The organism is Cetobacterium sp., assembly GCF_977044495.1.
In genome coordinates this window covers 1-22,457 of record NZ_CDRRQU010000007.1, presented here as the reverse complement: position 1 = coordinate 22,457, position 22,457 = coordinate 1, and the positions used below count along the sequence as shown (strand labels likewise).

Genomic DNA, 22,457 nt, shown 5'->3' with positions numbered 1-22,457 from the left:
GAAAATGAGGAGTTTAACATGAAATACCTAAAAAACGATATTTTAAATATTTTTAAAGATAGTATTGACAAACATGAATTTATAAAGGGAGTTTTTTCAAATCCCACTAAAGAAAGCTCTTATAAAAAAATAAATTTAAAACCAGTTCAAATAAAAGGTGATTTTTTTATACAATTTGAAAGTTTTATAAATAATAAAGCCTTTCATAAAAATGAAACATTAGTCGATAGTTTCAAAATTTTAGATGAAATTATTGATATATTTAAACAAATCTTAATAGTTACATCCAATCAAGAAATACAAATCTTACAAAATAAAAAAGGATTTTCTATAAAAAGAAAACATACTGAAAACAAAATTTTAAAGCTTTCACACAATAAACAAAAAAACTATATTTTACAAGATAACACTCCCGTTCCATCCCTAATTGAGCTAGGGGTTATGTCTGAAACTGGGAAAGTTAGCAAAGAAAAATTCAACAAGTTTAGACAAATAAATAGATATTTAGAATTTATTGAAGATACCTTAAAAGAGTTACACGAAAAAAAACTTATTGGAAACTCAATGAAAATAATTGATTTTGGATGTGGTAAATCATATCTAACTTTTGCTCTATATCACTATTTGAAATATATTAAGCACTTAAAGGTCGAGATTATTGGTTTGGATTTAAAGGATGATGTGATTAAACATTGCAACACTATTGCCAAAAACTTGGATTTCGATAATTTACAGTTCATAAAAGGAGATATCAAAGATTTTAATATTTTTCATGATGTAGACATGATATTTTCACTGCACGCTTGCAATAATGCAACCGATTACTCTATTCTTAAAGGATTAGAACTGGGCGCTAAAGCCATTTTAGCTGTACCTTGCTGTCAATCTGAAATAAATCAGAAAATAAATAAATCCTCAATGACAGAGTTAAAAGGAGTTTTATCACCTTTTGGAAATCATGGAATCTTACAAGAAAGATTTAGCTCTTTGGCTACTGACGCATTAAGAGCTTTATCATTAGAGCTTTGTGGTTATAATACAAAAGTCATGGAATTTATAGATATGGAACACACACCTAAAAATATTTTAATTAAATCTATTTTAGGTTGTCCTTCTGAAGAAAAATTAAAAGAAAAAAGAAAAGAGTATGATAGATATTTACAATTTTTAGGGGTTACTCCACTTTTAGATGATTTACTTAAAGATTATTTTAAAAAATAGTTTTCTTGAAACAAAATTATCCACTGAATTTCTCATTTTTCCTATTTAGGATTTTTTTTAAAAATAATATTGTATAATTAATCGGCTATATTCTAAAAAGCTAATTTTCTATTCTAACAATAGTTTCTTAAAAGGAGAATTAATGAGGAAAAATCTTGTAATCGTATTAAATATTTTATCATTTATCATTGCAAAAGCTGGAACAGTAACAGGTTTAATCGACTATCAATACTATCGTGATTTTGCAATGAATAAAGGCGCTTTTAAAGTTGGCGCTATGAATGTTAGAGTTGATCGAAAAGATGGAAGTTATCGTATTATCAATGTGCCTATTCCTGACTTTTCATCAACAGATTCTGCTGGAGTCGGAACATTAATTAATCCTAATTATGTAGCAGGAGTAAAACATAATGGAGGATATAAAAATGTAAGCTATGGATATGGATTAGGTCATTCCTATAAATTAATTGACCGAAACAATCATAAGACAGAAGATTTTCATACTCCTAGACTCAATAAAGTTGTTACAGATGTAGCTCCATCTAACTGGAACTCTTTAGATGGAAATACAATAAATTGGGCACAAAATAAAGACAAATATTCTATCTTCGCAAGAGTAGGTAGTGGTAGCCAATACACTGTAACTTTAAATCCTGATGGTACTTTTTCTAAAAAGCATCTAAGCGGTGCATATCAATATTTAACTGGAGGTTTTTATTCACCAGAAGCTATATTTGGTGGAAACTTAGCATTTAGAGCCCACGGAGACAGATTTTTCTTAGACCATAATATTAATACTGCCTTGCCTATATCTGTTGAGGGAGGAGACAGTGGTTCACCACTTTGGGGTTTCAACAGCAGTACAAAGCAATGGGAGTTATTAGGTTTTGCAAAAGCTATTACAGCTTGGGATGATATTTTTACTTCTTTTCAAAAAGATTTTACATTAGACATTATCAAAGAAGATACATCTCCTGATGTTATAAATAAAAATTCAAACGAACAGATTTTATGGCACGGAGTAAAAGGAGATAGCAATTCTGGAAAAGGAGAAATTGTACAAGGAACTGAAAAATGGGAATATTTTGGATTAAAAGATACTATTGCTTTAAATAAAGCTACTGACGAAGAGTTAAATTCAACCAAGCACTTAACTTTTAAAGGAGAAGATGGAGTTATAAAACTTCAGGATAATATTAATATGGGAGCTGGAAAATTAACATTTGAAAGCAACTATACAGTTACTTCTGAAAATAAAGATAAAACATGGGTTGGGGCTGGTATCGAAATTGCAAAAGAAAAAGAGGTATTGTGGCAAGTTAACGGTGTAAAAGATGATAGTCTTCATAAAATTGGAGAAGGAACTCTTATTGTTAATGGAAAGGGAATTAATGAAGGTGCTTTAAATGTCGGTGATGGGACAGTTGTTTTAAACCAAGAAAGTGACGAATCTGGAAAATTACAAGCTTTTAATAAAATTGATATTGTCAGTGGACGAGCTACTGTAATTTTAAACAATGATGAACAAATTGATACTTCTAAAATCAACTTTATGTTTAGAGGTGGTAGGTTAGATTTAAACGGAAATAAAATAGCTTTTGGAGATATTAATGCTGTAGATAATGGCGCTAAAATAATAAACTCTTCAGATAAGAAAGCTATTGCAGATATCAACACTGAAAAATTTAAAGGCAATGTTTCTATCTTCCATGGTTTCTTTGGAGAATCTGATGAAAATAAAAAAAATGGACAATTAGATGTTAATATTAGTGGTGCTTCTAATAAAACTTTTGCAATTACAGGTGGAAGTAATTTAGATGGTGACATCAATCTCTCTGGTTCTGAAAATAAATTAGTTCTTTCAGGTGGAAGAGACCTTCATGCCGGAGAAAATATTAAAAATACTACTGTTAATGGAGACTATTATTTTTCTAAATTTAAATTTAAAAACTTAAATTTAGATACTAATACTAACTTTACTGGTAGTGTATATTCATTTATAGAAGGAAATATTAATACACATTCCAACTCCAATATTATTTTAGGATATCTGGATGGAAAAACTGATTTAGTGTATGATTCTACACAGAATACATTGACTCAAACTCCAGTGAGTACTCTATTAAACGATAAAACAAGTGGAACAAAATTTCATGATATTAGTACTTTCTATAATGGAAATATCAATTTAAATAAAAACTCTAATTTGGCAGTTGGCTATACTCAAATTGAAGGAAGTTTATCGTTAAATAGCAGTAACGCCTCTTTTGAAAACTCTATTTTTACAGGAGATATTCAAGGAGATGCTCAAAGTAATCTTGTTCTAAATAATACATATTGGGATGTATCATCAACTTCTAAGTTAGGTAATTTAGCATTAAACAATACTCAATTAAATTTCAATTCTCATAGAGAATTTAACAAGACAACAACAGATTTTCTAACTTTAAGTGTTGATAATATTTCTGGAAATGCTAATGTATTCTTCAAAACTAATTTAACAACAGGAGAAGGAGATAAACTAGAGGTTCTAAAAAACATTTCAGAAGGAACCAATTTATTTATTGATATCCATAATGTTGGAAAAGATATGGAATTAGGTAAAAATATTGTCTTTATGTCTCTTCCTGATGGAAGTAGTTCTAATTTAACATTGAAATCGATAGATGGAGAAAACTTTATCGATTTAGGTCCTATTAGAGCAAACTTAAAACTAACTGACAATAAATTAGTTGTTTCAACTCCTAACCTGCCAGTGGTTGAACCTAAGCCACCAGTTAGTGAACCTAATCCTCCGATAGTTGAACCTGAACCGCCAGCTAATCAAAGTCAATATGCTAGTAATCTTTCAAATGCTGCAATTTCTGAATATACTAGCAGAATTAATTTACTAAAAAATCAAAACGAATTAATTCATGATAGATTAAATTCCTTAGATGGAATATCACATAAGGAAGGTGTATACTATCTAGGAAACTATACTGAATTAAAATTCGGTAATAAAAATTTTAGAGACTATGAACAAAAAATTAAAAGTAATGGATTTGGTTATGATTATAAAATAATCTCTAATGGAAATTCTAAACTATTTATAGGTGGTAATTTTATTTATGGTAAATCCGATTCAACTTTTGATGGATATTACAATAATAAATCTGAAGTTTATTCTCTTCAAATTTATTCAAAATTCTTAACAAAAGATGGATATTTTATAAAGGGTGATTATAGTAAAAATCTAATTAAAAGTAATTTCACAAGTTATATTTCTGAAGAGAAAAAACATTTTGATACAGATACTTATGGATTAGGTTTAGGAAAATCTTATTCTGTATCTAATTATAAAATAACTCCTATTTTTGATACTAAATTATTTACTTTACCATCTAATAAATATAATTTAACTGATAGACATAATGATCAATATAGTGTCTATTCTAAAAAGGAAACATTACTTCAGCTAAAACCTAGTTTAACAATAGAAAAATCTTTCAACTTTAACAAGTTGGAAATATTACCTTCTTTAACAGTTGGATATGAAATAAATAAGTATTTAAATAATGATAACCCTGAAATCAATGTTGAAAGAATTAAATTTATAGCACCTATGCCAAAAAAAGGTTTTGAAATTAAAATTGGAAGTACTGTAAAAATTAATGAGAATTTCAATGTAGGATTAGAAGGAAAATACTTAACTGGAGATGAAGTTAAGAAAAAACTAAGTTTAGAATTAAAGTTTGGATACAGTTTGTAAAAATTATTAAAAAATCTTTAAAAAAAACTGTAGACAGTTACTTGCCTACAGTTTAAAACCAGTGTTTTCACACTGGTTTTTATTTTACATTCTTTCCAATGTATTTATTCCTAAAAGATTTAACCCTTCTTTCAACACTGCAGCTGTTCTTTCGGCTAATAGTAGTCTTGAATATAAAGTTTCATCCTCTTGATTTAATATTGGACATGCGTTATAAAAACTATTAAATTTCTTTGATAGTTCAAATAAATAATCAGCTATCAAATTTGGTCTACAGTTTTCGGCAGCTTTCAGTATAATTCCCGGAAATTGTGTCAAATGGTGAGCTAAGGTTCTTTCTGTTTTATCTGCAAACTTCATTGTAATATCCTCTTTAACCTCTTTATTCTGCTCTTTTGCTCTTCTCAATATAGATTTAATTCTTGCATAAGAGTATTGTAAATATGGGGCTGTATTTCCTTCAAAGCTTAGAATTTTATCCCATTCAAAAATAACTGCTGTTTGTCTATTTTGCGATAAATCAGCATACTTTATGGCTCCAGTTCCCACAACTTCTGCTATATTATCTTTTTCTGCTTCTGATAATTCTGGATTCTTCTCATTTACAATCTCATAAGCTCTTCTCTTACCTTCATCTAAAAGTTCCTCTAATCTAATTACATTTCCTTTTCTAGTAGAAAATACTCCATCAGCAAATCTCATTATTCCAAACCAAACATGTTGCTTTTCAACATTCCATCCTAACATATCTGTAATTCTAAAGAATTGTCTAAAATGATCCTGCTGTCTCTCATCTGTTACATATATTAGTTTATTTACGTCATAATTAGCTAATCTAAATTTAACAGTTGCTATATCCGAAGTTGCATATAAAAATGCACCATCTTTCTTCTGAACAATGCAAGGATGTAACTTCTCTTCCTCTGGGAAAAATACAACTTTTGCTCCCTGATCTTCAACTGCTATTTTCTTATTTTCTAACTCTTCAACCACTCCTGGCATTAAATCATGATAAAAAGATTCACCATAATATGTATCAAAGTTTATTCCCATTCTATTATATAACTTTGCATACTCATCTAAAGAAACTTTTATAAACTCTTGCCATAATCTATAGTTTTCTTCATCTCCATCTTGAAGTTTTTTTAGCTCTTCTCTAGCTTGATCTTCAAATTCTGGATTTTCCTCACTTTGTCTTGTGAACTCAACATAAACTCTTTCTAATTCTTCAATTGCGTTTTCTTTATATGCTTCTTGGTTAAGCCAATTTCTATATCCTATTATAAGTTTTCCAAATTGAGTTCCCCAATCTCCAATGTGGTTGTCTGCCACAACATTATAACCTAAATACTTATACATTCTTTTTATTGAATCTCCGATTATAGTTGATCTTAGGTGACCAATATGCATTCTCTTTGCTATATTCGGTGAAGAGTAATCTATTATTACATCCCCTTCTGTATTAAGTCCTTTAAATTCATACTCCTCTTTTGAAATCTTTTTAACTAAATCTCCTAAATATGAATCTTTTAAAAATATATTTAAAAATCCTGGTCCCGCAATCTCTATTTTATCAATTACACTATTTTCAACTATGTTATTTACAACATTCTCGGCAATAGCTCTTGGATTACCACCAATTATTTTAGAATTCATCATAGCAAAATTCGATTGAAAATCTCCAAATTTTTCATTTGTTGCTACAGTTATCTCTATTGGTTTTAAATCTTTATCTGGATAAAGATTGTTTACTGTTTCTAATAAAATTATTTCTATTTGTTTTTCAATAGTTAACATTTATTCTCCTTTCACCGTGAAATAAAAAAAAGGACTCGAAAGTCCCAAAAAGAATAACTCCAGTCTACCGCCTTCCTTACGGTTTTGGTCGCCATTCCTTATAAGTGGTAACCAGATACTATCTATACACAGGGTCCGTGAAACAAAGGTTTCCGTGACTTTTCTGAACTATAAATAACAGCGCCAATCCCAATAGCGACCTTAGGCCCAAAACCTCCAGATAATAGCGAGTAGACCAGAAATATTTATTCTTAAGACAATTATATCACTTCTATATTATTTTTTCAATTAAAAAATCCTCATGAATAGTATATTTTTTATAACTAAACTATCTCTGAATTATATGTTGAATCTAAGTAAAGTTCTTCCAATTGTTTATCATCAACTTTACTTGGTGCTTCTGTCATTAAACATTGACCTTTATTTGTTTTAGGGAATGGAATTACATCTCTTATCGATTGCTCCTTTAGCATTACCATTAACCATCTATCAATCCCAAATGCCAATCCTCCATGTGGGGGCGCCCCATATTTAAAAGCATCCACAAAGAAACCAAATTTTTCTTTTGCTTCTTCTTTAGATAAACCTAATTTTTCAAATACTTTACTCTGAATTTCAGGGTTAAATATCCTTATTGATCCTCCGCCAATTTCAGAACCATTTAATACTAAATCATATGAATTAGTTCTAACTGTATCCATCTCACCATCTAAGAAAAGCTGCATATCTTCATCTTTTATTGACGTAAATGGGTGGTGTTGAGCTTTGTATCTCTGTTCCTCTTCATCATATTCGAACATAGGAAAGTCTACTATCCATAAGAATTTAAACTCATCATTATTAATTAATTCTAGCTCTTTTCCTAACTTCAACCTTACAGCACCTAAAGCTCCATACACAACTTTTGCTCTATCTGCTACAATCATTATTACATCTCCAACTTTTGCTTCAGTTCTAGCTATGATTGCATCCATCTCTTCTTCAGTAAAAAACTTAGCTATTGGCGAATTAACTCCTTCTTCTGTTAACTTTATCCAAGCCATTCCTTTTGCACCAAAATATGTTTTTGCATAATCTTCATATTCAGTTAAGATTTTTCTTGAAAATTGCTCTGCAACTCCTGGAGCTACAATTGCTTTAACAATTCCACCATTTTCTACCGCACTTTTAAACCCTTTGAATCCACAAGTTGCCATTATATCCATTAAATCTTTTAATTCAACACCAAATCTTGTATCAGGTTTATCTGAACCGAATCTTTCCATAGCTTCTGCGTAAGGCATTCTTGGAAACTCATAATCAGCTGATTCTCCAGTTACATTTTTAAATACTCTTTTTGCCAAGCCTTCTATTTCATTCATAATATCTTTTTGCTCTACAAAAGACATTTCAATATCTAATTGAGTAAATTCTGGTTGTCTATCAGCTCTTAAATCCTCATCTCTAAAACATTTAGCAATTTGGAAGTATCTCTCGACTCCAGAAATCATAAGTAGTTGCTTAAATAGTTGAGGAGATTGTGGTAAAGCATAAAAATCTCCGGGATTAGTTCTACTTGGAACCAAGAAATCTCTTGCCCCTTCTGGAGTTGACTTTGTTAAAATTGGAGTATCTACATCTAAAAATCCTCTCTCATCCATATAATTTCTTATTGACATAATCATTTTATGTCTCATTTTTAAGTTTCTAGTCATTTGAGGTCTTCTTAAATCCAAATATCTATATTTTAATCTGACATTTTCACTCAAATTTTCATCTCCAGTAACTTGGAATGGTAAAACGTCACAATTGTTTAAAACCTCTAACTCCGTCACAAATACTTCTATATCTCCCGTAGGAATATTGGCATTTTTACTTTGTCTTTCTTTCACAACTCCTATAACTTTTATAACCGATTCATTTTTTAATTTTTGTGCTCTTTCTACAACCGAATCCTCTGCTATATCCGTATGAAAAACTATTTGTGTTTTTCCCTCTCTATCTCTTAAATCGATAAATGTCAGTCCACCTAAGTCCCTCTTTGTATCAACCCATCCAGATAAAGTAACTGTTTCACCGATATTTGAAGCCCTTAATTCCCCTAAGTTATGAGTTCTATAATACGTCATCTCTTTTCTCCTTCTATTATTTTAATATTTTTTTTATATTTTCTCTACTTACTTCCTCTTGAGTTCTATTGATGAAATCTTTTAGCATAACAACTCCTTTATTCATCTCATCCTCTCCTATTATAATAACATTTTTTGCACCAACTTTATCAGCTTTTTTCATATGTGCCTTCATTGCTTTTGAAGTGTAATCTATTGAAACTGATTTCCCAGAAACTCTCAAATCATTGGCTAACTCAAATGCAAAATCTCTAGTAGTCTCTCCAAGCCAAGCTATATATACATCTAACTCCCTCTTAGGAAAATTTTCTCCTAGAAGCATCATAATTCTTTCAACTCCAGCTGCAAATCCAAATGCTGGAATCTCTTTATCGCCAAGTTGCTTTAAAAGATTATCATATCTTCCACCGCCCAAAACTGTTCCCTGTGCCCCTAATTTATTTGTCACAATCTCATAAACTGTACTTGAGTAATAATCCAATCCTCTGACTAATCTTGGATCTTCTTTATAATTTACACCAAACAATGTCAAATATTTTTTTACTGTTTCGTAGTGCTCTTTCTCCTTTTCCAACAAAGAATCCGTTATGATTGGTGCTCCCATTGTCAATTCTTTACACCTATCCACTTTACAATCCAAAACTCTAAGTGGATTTTTTTCCATTCTCATTTTACAATCTTCGCAAAGCTCTTCTTTCATTGGCTCTAAGAAATCCAAAAGAGTCTCTCTATATCTTTGTCTACTTTCTCTTTCTCCAACTGAGTTTATTGTTACCTCCAAATCAGTAACTCCAATTTTGCTTAAAAATGAATATCCCATAGCGATTACTTCTGCATCTAAAATTGGTGAACTTTCACCTAAAACTTCCACTCCTATCTGGTTAAATTCTCTTTGTCTTCCAGCTTGTGGTCTTTCATATCTGAACATTGATCCCGCATAAAAAAATCTTGAAACATCCTCTTTCGCATAGATTTTATTTTCTAAGTAACATCTCACAACAGCTGCTGTCCCTTCTGGTCTTAAAGTTATACTTCTCTCCCCTCTATCTTGAAAAGTATACATCTCTTTCTCAACAATATCTGTTCCCTCTCCTACTCCCCTTTTAAAAAGGTCTGTCTCCTCAAATATAGGCGTTTTTATCATTGAATATCCATAATTTTCAAAAAACTCTTGAGCTGTTCTTGTTATATAGTCATACTTTATTCCTTCATCTCCAAATATATCCTTAGTTCCTCTAACTGCCTTAATCAGCTTCATTTTATCACCTCAATTATTTTAATTTCCACAACTTTTCTAATTTTTCTTCAATTAATTTTTCATTTCTATTATTTCCCGGAATATAGTATTTTTTTCTATTTGCTCTATAATTTTGCTCCACAAAATTATTTTCATAACTATGTGGATATTTATATCCCACTGCTCCCGTTCCTATATGAATTGGAACTGGTTCTAAGTCTCCATTTTCTATATCTTTTAAAGCCTTATCAATAGCCATATAGCTTGAATTACTTTTGGTTGATATTGCTAAATAAATAACTGCTTGAGATAAAATTATTCTTATTTCTGGCATCCCTATTTTTTCACTTGCATTCATTGCACTATTTGCTATAAGCATGGCTTCTGGGTTCGCCATTCCAATATCCTCACTCGCATGAATAACCAGTCTTCTTGCTATGTATCTTGGATCCTCTCCACCGTAGAGAAGTCTAGCTAACCAATATATCGCTGAATCTGGATCACTGCCTCTTATACTTTTTATCATGGCTGAAATTATATTATACTTATCCTCTTCTTTATGATAAGAAGCTTTTCTCTCTCTAAATATATCTATTACCTCTTCTTTAGAGTATCCCATACAACTATTTTTATACAGCTCTAAGTAGTTTAATGCTATCCTGCTATCTCCTTGAGAGATATCCAAAATAGCATCCCTTATCTCCTCGGGAATCTGCAAATTTAATAACTCTTCACCTTTTAATAAAATCTCTCTTATATTATCTCTTGTTAAAGGTTTAAATTCAAAGATCAAACACCTTGATAACAGTGCATTGTTTAAACTATGATACGGATTTTCAGTTGTAGCTCCAACTAAAATCAATATTCCTGACTCTGTATATGACAGTAGTGCGTCCTGTTGAGTTTTATTAAATCTATGAATCTCATCTAAAAATAAAATTGTTCTTTTCCCATATAACTCTAAATCTTTTTTAGCTTTTTCTACAATCTCTCGTAAATCATTCAAGCTCGCTATTGTCGCATTTAAAGTCTCAAAATTATAGTTTAACTCTTTAGATATTATTTCTCCCAATGAACTTTTACCAGAACCGGATGGTCCATATAAAATCATATTGGATAAACTTTTTCCTTCTATTATTTTTCTGAGAACTCCATTTTTTCCTAAAAGTTTTTCCTGTCCTTTAAAATCTGCAAATTTTTGAGGTCTTAAACGAGTAGATAAAGGTTTTGCATCTTCAAAATTTCCACCAAATATACTTAGCATCTAATCACAACCTATTTTTTAAAATAAAAAAGCGTATTGTGTACCCCAACACGCCTTTAACTCTTTTAACTATTTTACTAGATACAGAAGAAGTGCTGAAAGTATAAATAAAAACGCTACTACTTCAGTTGCTCTGGCTAGTGGTCCTCCATCTTTTGAAACTCCGAATACTGTATTTGAACCTCCCATTCCCATACTCCCTGACATACCGTGACTTCTATCTGGCTGAACAAGAACTAATACTATTAAAGCTACAGCAAAAATAAATAAAAACAACGTTAAAAGTGTCTCCATAACTTTACTCCTCTCAAATTTCGTCTTTTATCTTATACATTATTATAATATATATATTGATAAAATAAAAGAAAAAATTTACAGAAGTTTTGCTGCTAACTCAGCTAATGTCGAACGTTCACCTTTTTTCAAAGTAACGTGTCCTACTATACTTTCATTTTTCAATTTATCTGACAAATATGTAAGTCCATTTGTATCTGAATCTAAATATGGACTGTCGATTTGATCTGGATCACCCGTTAAAACTATCTTTGTATTTTCTCCAGCTCTTGTTATTATTGTCTTTACCTCAAGAGGAGTCAAGTTCTGTGCTTCATCTATTATTATGTATCCATTTGGAATACTTCTTCCTCTTATGTATGTGAGAGCTTCTATTTTTAAAAGTCCCATGGTCTGAAGCCCCAAAATTACTTTCTCCCCAGTTTTTTCACCTTTTTCTCCAGCTAAATAATCTATATTATCATATATAGGTTGCATCCATGGTCTTAATTTCTCCTCTTCACTTCCAGGTAGGTAACCTAAATCTTTTCCCATAGGTATTATTGGTCTAGCTATCAGAAGTTTTTTATATTTACCTCTTTCAACGACCTGCTCTAAGCCTGCTGCTATTGCTAATAATGTCTTTCCTGTTCCAGCTCTTCCTACCAAAGTTACAACTTTTATATTTTCATCCATTAGGAGTTCCATCGCATACTCTTGCTCATCATTTCTCGCTCTCGCTCCCCAAGCTGATATCTGTCCCTCCAAATTTCTTCTAATTTTTCCACCTATATATCTTCCAAAAGTTTTATCCTCTCCACACTTAAACTTAATGAACATATTTTCTGTAAAATGGTGCTCATCCCCCAATTCCCAAACGTTTATCTTTCCAGCTTTATCAAATTTGTTATATACTTCTCTAGAAACTTCTATCTCTTCATATCCATCATATAATGTTGTATAGTCCGTTCGATCTGTCTCGTAGTCTTGAACTTCTAATCCCAGAGAATCCGCCTTTATTCTCATATTTATATCTTTAGTTATCAATATAACCCTCATATTTGGATTTTTATTTTTAATTCCTAAAGTTGTTGCAATTATCATATTGTCCATAGAATCTTTTTTCAATGCTTGTGGCAATAAACTTAAATCACTTTCTATCTCTACCTTGAAAAAAATCTTTTTCTCCAACTCTACACCCTTTGCAATACATCCTTTTTTTCTTATGTTATCTAGCTCTCTTGCTGCTAATCGTGCTTGTATTGCCGTTGTACTATTTCTTTTTAAGTTATCTATCTCCTCTATTACAAATATAGGAACAATAACTTCATTGTCTTCAAAACTATAGATACTACGATGATCATGTATCAAAACATTTGTATCTAAAACGTAGATTTTTCTCATAAAATCATCCCCTTAATTGAATTTTCTTTAAAACTCCCTTAATTGCTTCTTCTAAAGTAGAATAGCTATTTAATTCATCTTTACTTATTAGAGAATCTATTTCCTTTTTACTGTATCCTAAAGAGTCTAACGCCATATATAACTCCTCTTCTATAGCATTATTCAATACATCCCCTGATGGATCCTCCATAGACATTAAGTTTAAAAGCTTAATTTTATTATTCAAATCTATTATTATTTGTTTTGATTTTTTCTCTCCCAATTTTGGAACCCTTTTTAATGTTTGAAAATCCTCTGTTAAAACAATCTCTCTGATATTATCTATTGAAAAAGTTGACATTATAGATAGTGCTAATGAGAGTCCTATGCCAGTAATTCCTATCAACATTTCAAAGAGAACTCTCTCTCTCTCCTGTAAAAATCCAACCAACTTAAATGTATCCTCTTTTATTACATTGTATATATACAACTCTCTTTTTTCTCCCACTTGCACCTGATCGTAGGTTTTTAAAGTTATGTAGACTCTATACCCTATTCCATTCACATCAACTGCTAGATATTCTGGTTTTTTTATTTTTATTACTCCATTTAGGTATTCAAACATTACTCTATCTCTCCCCTTTTAACGCTTTTTTTAGATATTTACTTGTATACCCTTTTTTAGAAGAAGCCACTTTTTCTGGAGTTCCTGTTAAAATTACTTTTCCTCCACCGTCTCCACCTTCAGGTCCTATATCTATTATATAATCTGCATTTTTTATCACATCTAAATTATGCTCTATAATTACAACCGTATTCCCTTTTTCTACCAATCTATTAATAACTTCTAAAAGTTTTCTTATATCTTCAAAATGAAGTCCTGTTGTCGGTTCATCCAATATATATATAGTTTTTCCTTTCGAAACTTTAGCTAGCTCACTCGCTAACTTTATTCTCTGAGCCTCTCCACCAGATAGTGTCGTTGCCGGTTGCCCCAACTTAATATAATCTAAACCTACATCTACTAGTACTTTTAGCTTTCGCTCTAAAGTTGGTATTGTCTTGAAAAAATCATATGCCTCTCCCACGCTCATATCTAAAACATCTGATATATTTTTTCCTTTATAATAGACTTCCAATGTCTCTCTATTATATCTTTTTCCTTTACATACTTCACATTCAACATAAACATCTGGTAAAAAATTCATCTCTATCTTTATAATTCCAGCACCTTGACAAGCTTCACATCTTCCTCCTTTCACATTGAAAGAAAAACGGCCCTTTGAGTAACCTTTTGCCTTTGCATCTTTAGTCTGAGCAAAAATATCTCTTATATCATCAAAAACTTTTGTATATGTTGCCGGATTCGATCTTGGAGTTCTCCCAATAGGACTTTGATCTATCTCTATAACCTTATCTAAATTCTCTAATCCTTCGATAGATGAGTGTTCCAATGGATACAGCTTCCCTTTATTTAACTTATTGAATAGAACTGGATAAAGGGTTTGATTTATCAGTGTTGATTTTCCACTTCCACTCACTCCTGTTACAACTGTTAAAACACCTAAAGGTATATCAACATCTACATTTTTTAAATTGTTTCCTTTTGCCCCCTTCAAAACTATATATCCATTTGGCTCTCTTCTTTTTTTCGGTACAGTTATACCTACTTCTCCCTTTAAGTATCTTCCTGTCATAGAAAGTTCATTTTCCATAACCTCTTGTGGAGTTCCTGCAGCCACTATTTCACCACCAAATACTCCCGCTCCTGGTCCCATATCCAATATATAGTCAGCTTGATACATCGTATCTTCGTCGTGCTCAACAACTATAAGTGTGTTTCCTAACTCTTTTAATCTATTCAAAGTGGCAAGCAGTTTATCATTGTCTCTTTGGTGCAATCCAATACTTGGCTCATCTAAAACATACAATACCCCTGTTAGTCCCGAACCTATCTGAGTTGCCAATCTAATTCTTTGAGATTCTCCTCCAGATAATGTTTTTGTTTCTCTAGCTAAGCTCAAATAGTCCAAACCAACATTTATCATGAAAGATATTCTTTCTTTTATCTCTTTTAAAATCTCTGCAGCTATTTGTTTTTCTTTTTCTGTCAACACTATAGTTTCAAAAAAATCTAAAGCATCTCTTATACTTAGTTCTGTTATCTCAATTATATTTTTATTATAAACAGTCACTGCTAAAACTTCTGGTTTTAATCTTTTCCCATGGCATACCTTACATACTCTTTCTATCATAAATCTATTTTCAATCTCTTCTCTCGAACTATCTGAAAAAGACTCATTGTATCTTCTTTCTAAATTTTTTACAATTCCTTCAAAATCCTTCTCCCCATGAAAACTAAACTCTTTGGATGTATAGTCCACTCTAAATTTCTCTCCATCAGTTCCATAAAAAATTATATCCATCTCTTTTTTAGTCAAATCTTTTACTGGTTTATTCAAATCAATTTTATATTTTTTTGCCATTGATTCAAATATTGTCCATGTATAACCTTTTTTAGCTGAAGCTGCTCCGGGTATATATATACCACCTTTTAATATAGATAAATTTTCATCCTCGATCAATCTACTTTCATCAATTTCCAATTTTTTACCTATTCCCTTACACTCAGGACAGGCTCCAAAAGGAGCGTTAAAAGAAAATAATCTCGGATTTAAATCTGGAATACTCACATCTTCATGTTCTGGACATGAGAAGTTTTCACTGTATAACTGTTCTCCATCTCCCCAATTTATAATTATCTTTCCTTCTGATAACTCAATACCTTGTTCGATACTCTGGGTTAATCTGGACTTGAACTCCTCGTCTTCCTTATCCACTACAATTCTATCTACAACAACCTCAATATTATGTTTTTTATTTTTATCTAAAACTATCTCTTCTTCTATATATAAAACTTCACCATTGACTCTTGCTCTTACAAAACCTTTTTTTACAAGATTTAAAAATAAATTTTTATGAGTTCCTTTTTTATCTTTGATAACCGGACTTAAAATTACTAATCTATCGCCATTATTGAATTTTTCGTATACGTTTTCGACAATCTCATCAACACTTTGTCTTTCGACTAGTTTCCCACATATTGGACAATGAGCTTTACCTATATGTGCAAACAATAGTCTCATATAATCATAAATCTCTGTCACTGTTCCAACTGTTGACCTCGGATTCTTATTCGTAGTTTTTTGTTCGATTGAAATAGCTGGAGCTAATCCTTCGATACTATCAACTTCTGGTTTCTTCATCTGTCCTATAAACTGTCTTGCGTAAGCTGATAAACTTTCTACATATCTTCTTTGTCCTTCTGAATATATAGTATCAAATGCCAGAGATGATTTTCCACTCCCACTTACCCCTGTTACAACAACAAATTTATATTTTGGAATCTCTACATCAAAGTTTTTAAGATTATGTTCTCTAGCTCCTTTTATAATTATTTTGTCTAACATTTTTCCTCCTTACTAAAAGACCCTCTTAATTGATGTAAGAGGGCTAAACTTTTTAATAATATTCAATTAGTCCATTTTCATAAAAACTAAAATAGGACTCATCACTAACAATAATATGATCCAATAATTTAATATCCACTTTTTCAAGCAACTCTTGCATTTCTAACGTTACTTCGATATCTTTCTTAGATGGAGTCAAGTTCCCGCTTGGATGGTTATGGGCAAATATTATTCCTTTAGCTCTATTATCTATTGCTCTTTCCATTATCTTCCTAGGATAAACCACACTTCTGTCAATTGTTCCCTTAAACAGTATTTCGTCACTAACAATTTTATTATCACTGCTCAAATAGATTACTTTAAATTCCTCACTTTTTAAACTGCCTACATCATCCTTTAAATAGTCTATCAAATCATTTTTCCCTTTTAAAGTTGTTAAATCAGCTTTTTTTACATTTTTAAAGTAATGATTTGACATTGTATCACCAATCACTTTTAAATATAGAGCGGTCTCTGAACCAATACCTTCAACTTCCTTTAAATCATTCAATTCAGCATTTATTATCTTATCTATACTCTTAAATTTTAATAATAAATTTTTTGCAATCCCTTTGCAATCTTTTAATTTTATTGAATAAGTTAATAACAACTCCAAAACCTCATAATCTTCTAAACCTTTATACCCAATTTTTAAATACTTCTCTCGTAATCTCTTTCGGTGCCCTTGCATTTGGTTTTTTTCCAAAATAAATCACCCCTTATTACTTTACTGAAATATTTCATAGACCTCATCTTTTGTTTTCATTATTTTAGGAATCTCCACTGCTGCTTTCAAAATAGGATACGCTAAAACTGCTCCTGTTCCTTCTCCTAAACGCATTTCCATATGTAAAAATGTTTTTAAATTCAGCTCCCTCATAACCACTTTCATTCCCGGCTCTTCGCTCATATGAGTCCCTATCAAATAATCTTTTACTTTCGGTTCTATTTTAGTTGCTACTAAAGCAGCTACCGCTGAGATAAATCCATCTATTAACATTGGTTTTCTCTCCAGTGCAGCTCCTAAATAAAGTCCGACCATACACGCTATATCAAGACCTCCAACACATCTTAAAACTTCTATTGGCTCTTTATTAAATAAATCATACTTAATACACGCCTCTTCTATAATCTTTCTCTTTCTTTTTAATCCCTCATCTGAAAGTCCTGCACCGCAACCTACAACTTTTTCTATATTTTCTTTTGTTAAAGCGTATAAAATCGCTGAACTTGTTGTCGTATTAGCTATTCCCATCTCACCATTAGAGAAAAAATCATACTCTTTTTTAGATTTTATCATATCCACTCCAACTGCAATTGCATCCATCACTTCATTTAAACTCATTGCAGGTTCTTTAGTGAAATTTTTAGTACCGTATGCTATTTTTTTTACATATAAGTTTTCATAACTTCTAGGTATCTCTCCTTTGATTCCTATATCTATCAAATTTAGAGGTATCCCCAAACTTTTACACAAAATTCCAATAGCTGCAAAAGAATTTAGCATTGCTTCTGAAACTATTCTCGTATATTCAATCGGGCAAGATGAAACTCCCTCCTCAATAACCCCATTGTCAGATGATGCTATAAAATGACATCCAGCTTTTAATTCATTTAAAGGCTGACCAGTTATTCCTGCCACTTTTATTGCTAACTCCTCCAAAATACCCAAACTTTTCTCAGGTTTCATTTTTGAATCCAATACTTTTTTACACTCTTTTATAGCGTCTAGATCAGCACCAACTATACCCTTTTGAAACTCCTTTATTCTGTTCAACTTTAGCCCCCTATGTTTAATCCCTTCAATATGGGATATCCTTCAGAAAATTCAATTATAACTACACCACCATTTTTTACACTAAATTTCCAATAGGATTCTAGTCCGTTAGAAAAATAGTGGCTTAAAATAGTATTTATTACTCCCCAATGAGTAACTAAAACTGTGTCTTTTTCCAAATCAATTTTTTTTTCTATAAAATTAATAGCTCTTTTTTGAAGCTCTAAAACACTTTCACCTGTTATATAATTATAATTCTCCCAATTTTTTTGACTTTTTTTTAACTCTTCCGGATATTTTTCCAAAAGTTCTTCATAACTACGCCCTTCAAATATCCCGAAATTCAATTCACGCAACTCTTCATCTATTGAAATTTCCAACTCTTTATAATTCACGATTTCCGCTGTTTCTATAGCTCTTTTTAAGTCACTTGTATATATCTTTTCATAACTTATATTTTTTAAAATCTCTCTAGTTTTTTTAGCCTGTTCTTTACCTTTTTCTGTCAATTCCGGATTTAAAATACCATAGTAAACCCCTTCAACATTTAGTTTTGATTCACCGTGTCTGACTAATATAATCTTCCCCATTAACTTCACCTATAAAGTTACATACATTAAAACTAGCGAAAGCACTGAAGATAACTCTAATAATGCTCCTAAAGTATCCCCTGTTATACCACCTATCTTTCTTGTCATCAATTTTCCAAAGAAAAAACCACAGACAATTAATATATTTAAAACAATAAATAAACTTACAAAAGGTAACATAAAAAATTCGGCTACTCCATATAATATCGCTGTAACCAGTATATACGATATCAATAAACCGCCTTTATCTGTATTATCTACAAAAGTTTTTCCCATTCCAGTTACTCTAGCATAAGGTTCAAGTGCACAATTAGCCACACTATTTATTCTAGCTAATACTGGCACAATTAGCATTATTACACCTTGATTTATTCCAAACAGTTCTGATGTTTCTACTAAAAAAGCAATTTTAAATATGAAATAAAGTATTAAAACTAAAACACCATTCGTACCAACTCTGGAGTCCTTCATAATTTCTAACATTTTTTGCTTACTTCTATAACTAAATATCCCATCAAAAGTATCTGCTAAACCATCTAAATGTAACCCACCTGTCATTATCACATCCAATGTCACTAAAATTATTCCAATCAAGATAGGTGATGGAATAAAAGTTTCCAAAACCACTGCCACAACTAAGTTTATAACTCCTATTACTAACCCTACTATTGGAAACCACTTCATTCCTTTTCCTAAAGCTTTTGAATCAAAAGTCTTTCCTCCAGGAAATGGTAATCTTGTCATAAATTTAAAAAGTAAAGCTAACCCTTTCATTTTTTCCTCCAAACTCTATTTTAATTTTAACTCTAATCCAGAAACTATCAAATAAGCCTCATGACATTCTTTTCCAACTAATTGATTCATTCTGCCACTGATATCTCTAAAATATCTTCCTAAAGCATATGGAGGAACTAATCCCATACCGACTTCGTTAGAAACTATAACCATATCTAGTGTGCTATTTTTTACAAAATCTATCAATTTTTTAATCTCATCTTTTATCTCATCTTCAATCTTTGCAACAGTGTCTTGAGGTGCACTCTCCCAATCGACTTCTCTATCTATAATCATGTTATTTGTAACTAAATTTGTTAAACAATCCAACAATACAACTCCATTTGAATCTTTATATTTTTCTAAAATTTTATATATATTTTTATAGGCTTCTATCGTTATCCAGTTCTCCCCTCTTTGAATTTTATGTAATCGCACTCTCTCCTTCATTTCATCATCAAAAGATATCGCTGTAGCCACATAAATCCTATCTTTTTCTAGCTCAAAAACTTTTTTTTCAGCAAAAGAACTTTTTCCACTTCTCACTCCGCCTGTCACAAAAATTATCTTCCCCAATCATCTCACCTTTTATTCTTTTATAATACTTTAATAGTACCACAATCTAATAAAAACTTCAATATAACGAAAAAGAGTGCCTAAAACATATTAGGCACTCTAACTTTTTATTATTACTTTTGGAAATGTCTCTCTAATAATCCTAAGAAAGCTCTTCCATGTCTAGCCTCATCTTTAGCCATCTCATGAACTGTATCGTGGATTGCATCAAATCCTAATTGCTTAGCTCTTTTAGCGATATCAAACTTTCCTGAAGTTGCTCCGTATTCAGCCTCTACTCTTCTTTTTAAGTTCTCCTCTGTAGAATCAGTTACAACCTCTCCTAATAACTCTGCGAATCTTGCAGCGTGTCCAGCTTCTTCAAAAGCTATTCTTGTGTAAGCTTCTGCCACTTCTGGATATCCTTCTCTATCTGCTACTCTAGCCATTGCTAAGTACATTCCAACTTCCATGCACTCCCCATTGAAGTTTGCTCTTAATCCTTCGATAATTTCCTCATCTCCGCAAGCTAATCCCTCTCCTATTTTATGCTCAGTTGCCCATACTCTTCCTGCTGTTTCATCATAAGCAACGCATTTATCTAAACCAACCTTACATAAAGGGCAAGCTCCTAAAGCCTCTTCAAATACTTCTCCACATACTGTACATTTTACTTTTGCCATTATAAATCCTCCTCAATTATTTTCTTTCTATAAATTTATATTCTTTATTTTAAAGAAAAATTGTTTTCATTACTTTTTTATAATGATTACAATTTTGTTCCAACAAAAATATAGTACACCTTTTTTGTAAATATGTCAAACTTTTTTTATTTATTTTTTTACTTTTTATTTATAAAAAAAGAAAATTATAAAATATCCGTAGTCATATAGAAATATTCACCTCAATAATTTGTCAGAATTTAGTTTATTTATGTTTTATAATATTCATAGATGAGGAGGTTTTTTATGTTAGTTCGAGTGTTAAGTTCAAGTTATTTAGGAATTGAACCTTTTTTAGTTGAAGTTGAGGTAGATGTCACTAATGGTCTTCCTATTTTTAATATAGTTGGTTTAGGTGATACAACTATATCAGAGAGTAGAGATCGTATAAAATCTGGAATAAAAAACATGGGTTATCTATTGGAACCCAAAAGAATTGTAGTGAATTTAACCCCTGCTAATATAAAAAAAAGAGGCTCACATTTTGACCTCCCTATAGCTATTGGAATAATGATTGGGATGAAATTTTTATCGGATTATAGAGGGATTTTAAAAGAATATCTATTGATGGGAGAGCTCTCATTGACTGGAGAAATTCGAAGAGCGGAAGGCATCATCAGTGGAGTTTTATTGGCTAAAAGCAAAGGATTCAAAGGTGTCATTATTCCAGAAGAAAATTTAGAAGAGGCATCTATCATAAAAGATATCGATATCATTTCTGTAAAAAATTTAAGAGATGTTGCTAAATTTATTGAAGAGGGTATTACTCGCAGTAAAAGAACCATAAATACATTAAAATCTTTTAACTATTCTCTAGATATGTGGGATGTCAAAGGGCAAATTAGGGCTAAAAGAGCTCTTGAGATTGCTGCGGCTGGTGGACATAATATAATTATGATCGGTGCTCCTGGAAGTGGTAAATCTATGCTTGCAAAAAGGCTAACAACTATACTTCCTCCTATGTCCGAAGATGAAATTATTGAAACCACTAAAATCTACAGTATCGCTGGCGAGCTCAGTGAAAGAGTTCCGATTATTATTAATCGACCTTTTAGAGACCCTCATCACACCTCTACAACAACATCTATAATCGGCGGAGGGCGAATACCCAAGCCTGGAGAAATCAGTTTAGCAAATAATGGAGTTTTATTTTTGGATGAATTTACAGAATTTGATAGAGTGGTTATTGAAGGGCTAAGAGAACCTTTAGAAGAAAAAAGAATCTCTATAACTAGAAGTCTGGGAAAAATGGAGTTTCCAGCTAATCTAATCTTTGTAGCAGCGTGCAATCCATGTTTTTGCGGCAATGCTTTTGATGAAGAACTTTGTACGTGTACTCCATACGATATGAGAAGATATTCAAAAAAACTTTCTGGTCCAATAATTGACAGAATTGATTTATATGTAGAAATCTATAGACTTAATGATAGAGAGATTTTAGATGAGGAACGAGGTGACACCTCTAAAGATATTAGAACTAGAGTGGTTAAAGCTAG

General features: G+C 31.3%; 17 protein-coding genes. 3 read left to right on the top strand and 14 right to left on the bottom strand.

Translation table 11 applies throughout. The features are described from left to right. The first annotated feature begins 18 nt into the window (after positions 1-18). Together ACWI69_RS02940 and ACWI69_RS02935 are read left to right on the top strand one after the other, a co-directional pair. Positions 19-1,221 (top strand): class I SAM-dependent methyltransferase, encoded by a 1,203-nt coding sequence (locus tag ACWI69_RS02940; protein ID WP_448820361.1) that lies wholly within the window; start codon positions 19-21, stop codon positions 1,219-1,221. Between the two features lie 142 nt (positions 1,222-1,363). Beyond that, positions 1,364-4,972 (top strand): S6 family peptidase, encoded by a 3,609-nt coding sequence (locus ACWI69_RS02935; protein WP_448820360.1) that lies wholly within the window; start codon positions 1,364-1,366, stop codon positions 4,970-4,972. Between the two features lie 84 nt (positions 4,973-5,056). Here ACWI69_RS02935 and argS read toward each other — a convergent pair whose 3' ends face one another. From argS to ACWI69_RS02865, 14 genes are all read right to left on the bottom strand, one after another. After that, on the bottom strand, positions 5,057-6,769 hold the full coding sequence (gene argS, locus ACWI69_RS02930) for an arginine--tRNA ligase (RefSeq protein ID WP_448820359.1): 1,713 nt from the start codon (positions 6,767-6,769) through the stop codon (positions 5,057-5,059). 323 nt (positions 6,770-7,092) lie between these two features. Then, a complete protein-coding gene (gene aspS, locus ACWI69_RS02925) occupies positions 7,093-8,877 on the bottom strand; it encodes an aspartate--tRNA ligase (RefSeq protein WP_448820358.1) in 1,785 nt (594 codons plus the stop codon). A 16-nt stretch (positions 8,878-8,893) separates the two neighbouring features. After that, positions 8,894-10,135, bottom strand: coding sequence for a histidine--tRNA ligase (gene hisS, locus ACWI69_RS02920; RefSeq protein WP_448820357.1), 1,242 nt, complete (start codon positions 10,133-10,135; stop codon positions 8,894-8,896). A 13-nt stretch (positions 10,136-10,148) separates the two neighbouring features. Continuing rightward, complete coding sequence (locus ACWI69_RS02915) at positions 10,149-11,378, bottom strand: replication-associated recombination protein A (RefSeq protein ID WP_448820356.1); 1,230 nt, start codon at positions 11,376-11,378, stop codon at positions 10,149-10,151. A 69-nt stretch (positions 11,379-11,447) separates the two neighbouring features. Continuing rightward, entirely contained in the window at positions 11,448-11,672 is a 225-nt protein-coding gene (gene secG / locus ACWI69_RS02910) for a preprotein translocase subunit SecG (RefSeq protein WP_448820355.1), read from the bottom strand. A gap of 78 nt (positions 11,673-11,750) precedes the next feature. Then, positions 11,751-13,055 carry a PhoH family protein gene (locus ACWI69_RS02905; RefSeq protein WP_448820354.1) on the bottom strand — a complete coding sequence of 435 codons (1,305 nt, stop codon included), beginning with the start codon at positions 13,053-13,055 and terminating at the stop codon, positions 11,751-11,753. 4 nt (positions 13,056-13,059) lie between these two features. Beyond that, entirely contained in the window at positions 13,060-13,659 is a 600-nt protein-coding gene (gene ruvA, locus ACWI69_RS02900; protein ID WP_448820353.1) for a Holliday junction branch migration protein RuvA, read from the bottom strand. 4 nt (positions 13,660-13,663) lie between these two features. Further along, positions 13,664-16,504 carry an excinuclease ABC subunit UvrA gene (uvrA, locus tag ACWI69_RS02895; protein WP_448820352.1) on the bottom strand — a complete coding sequence of 947 codons (2,841 nt, stop codon included), beginning with the start codon at positions 16,502-16,504 and terminating at the stop codon, positions 13,664-13,666. A 52-nt stretch (positions 16,505-16,556) separates the two neighbouring features. Beyond that, positions 16,557-17,249, bottom strand: coding sequence for a RadC family protein (gene radC / locus ACWI69_RS02890; protein ID WP_448820351.1), 693 nt, complete (start codon positions 17,247-17,249; stop codon positions 16,557-16,559). Between the two features lie 21 nt (positions 17,250-17,270). Further along, the gene (gene cobT / locus ACWI69_RS02885) at positions 17,271-18,311 is read right to left on the bottom strand and encodes a nicotinate-nucleotide--dimethylbenzimidazole phosphoribosyltransferase (RefSeq protein ID WP_448820397.1); all 1,041 of its coding nucleotides are present in this window, start codon (positions 18,309-18,311) and stop codon (positions 17,271-17,273) included. 11 nt (positions 18,312-18,322) lie between these two features. After that, positions 18,323-18,910: a histidine phosphatase family protein gene (locus ACWI69_RS02880; RefSeq protein WP_448820350.1), complete on the bottom strand. Its 588-nt coding sequence runs from the start codon at positions 18,908-18,910 to the stop codon at positions 18,323-18,325. A gap of 9 nt (positions 18,911-18,919) precedes the next feature. After that, the gene (gene cobS / locus ACWI69_RS02875) at positions 18,920-19,684 is read right to left on the bottom strand and encodes an adenosylcobinamide-GDP ribazoletransferase (RefSeq protein ID WP_448820349.1); all 765 of its coding nucleotides are present in this window, start codon (positions 19,682-19,684) and stop codon (positions 18,920-18,922) included. A 15-nt stretch (positions 19,685-19,699) separates the two neighbouring features. Further along, positions 19,700-20,260 carry a bifunctional adenosylcobinamide kinase/adenosylcobinamide-phosphate guanylyltransferase gene (gene cobU / locus ACWI69_RS02870; protein ID WP_448820348.1) on the bottom strand — a complete coding sequence of 187 codons (561 nt, stop codon included), beginning with the start codon at positions 20,258-20,260 and terminating at the stop codon, positions 19,700-19,702. 113 nt (positions 20,261-20,373) lie between these two features. Beyond that, positions 20,374-20,922, bottom strand: coding sequence for a ferritin-like domain-containing protein (locus ACWI69_RS02865; RefSeq protein ID WP_448820347.1), 549 nt, complete (start codon positions 20,920-20,922; stop codon positions 20,374-20,376). 285 nt (positions 20,923-21,207) lie between these two features. Between ACWI69_RS02865 and ACWI69_RS02860 the strand changes: the two genes are divergently transcribed. Beyond that, on the top strand, positions 21,208-22,457 hold a 1,250-nt coding region (locus tag ACWI69_RS02860; protein ID WP_448820346.1), incomplete at its 3' end, for a YifB family Mg chelatase-like AAA ATPase.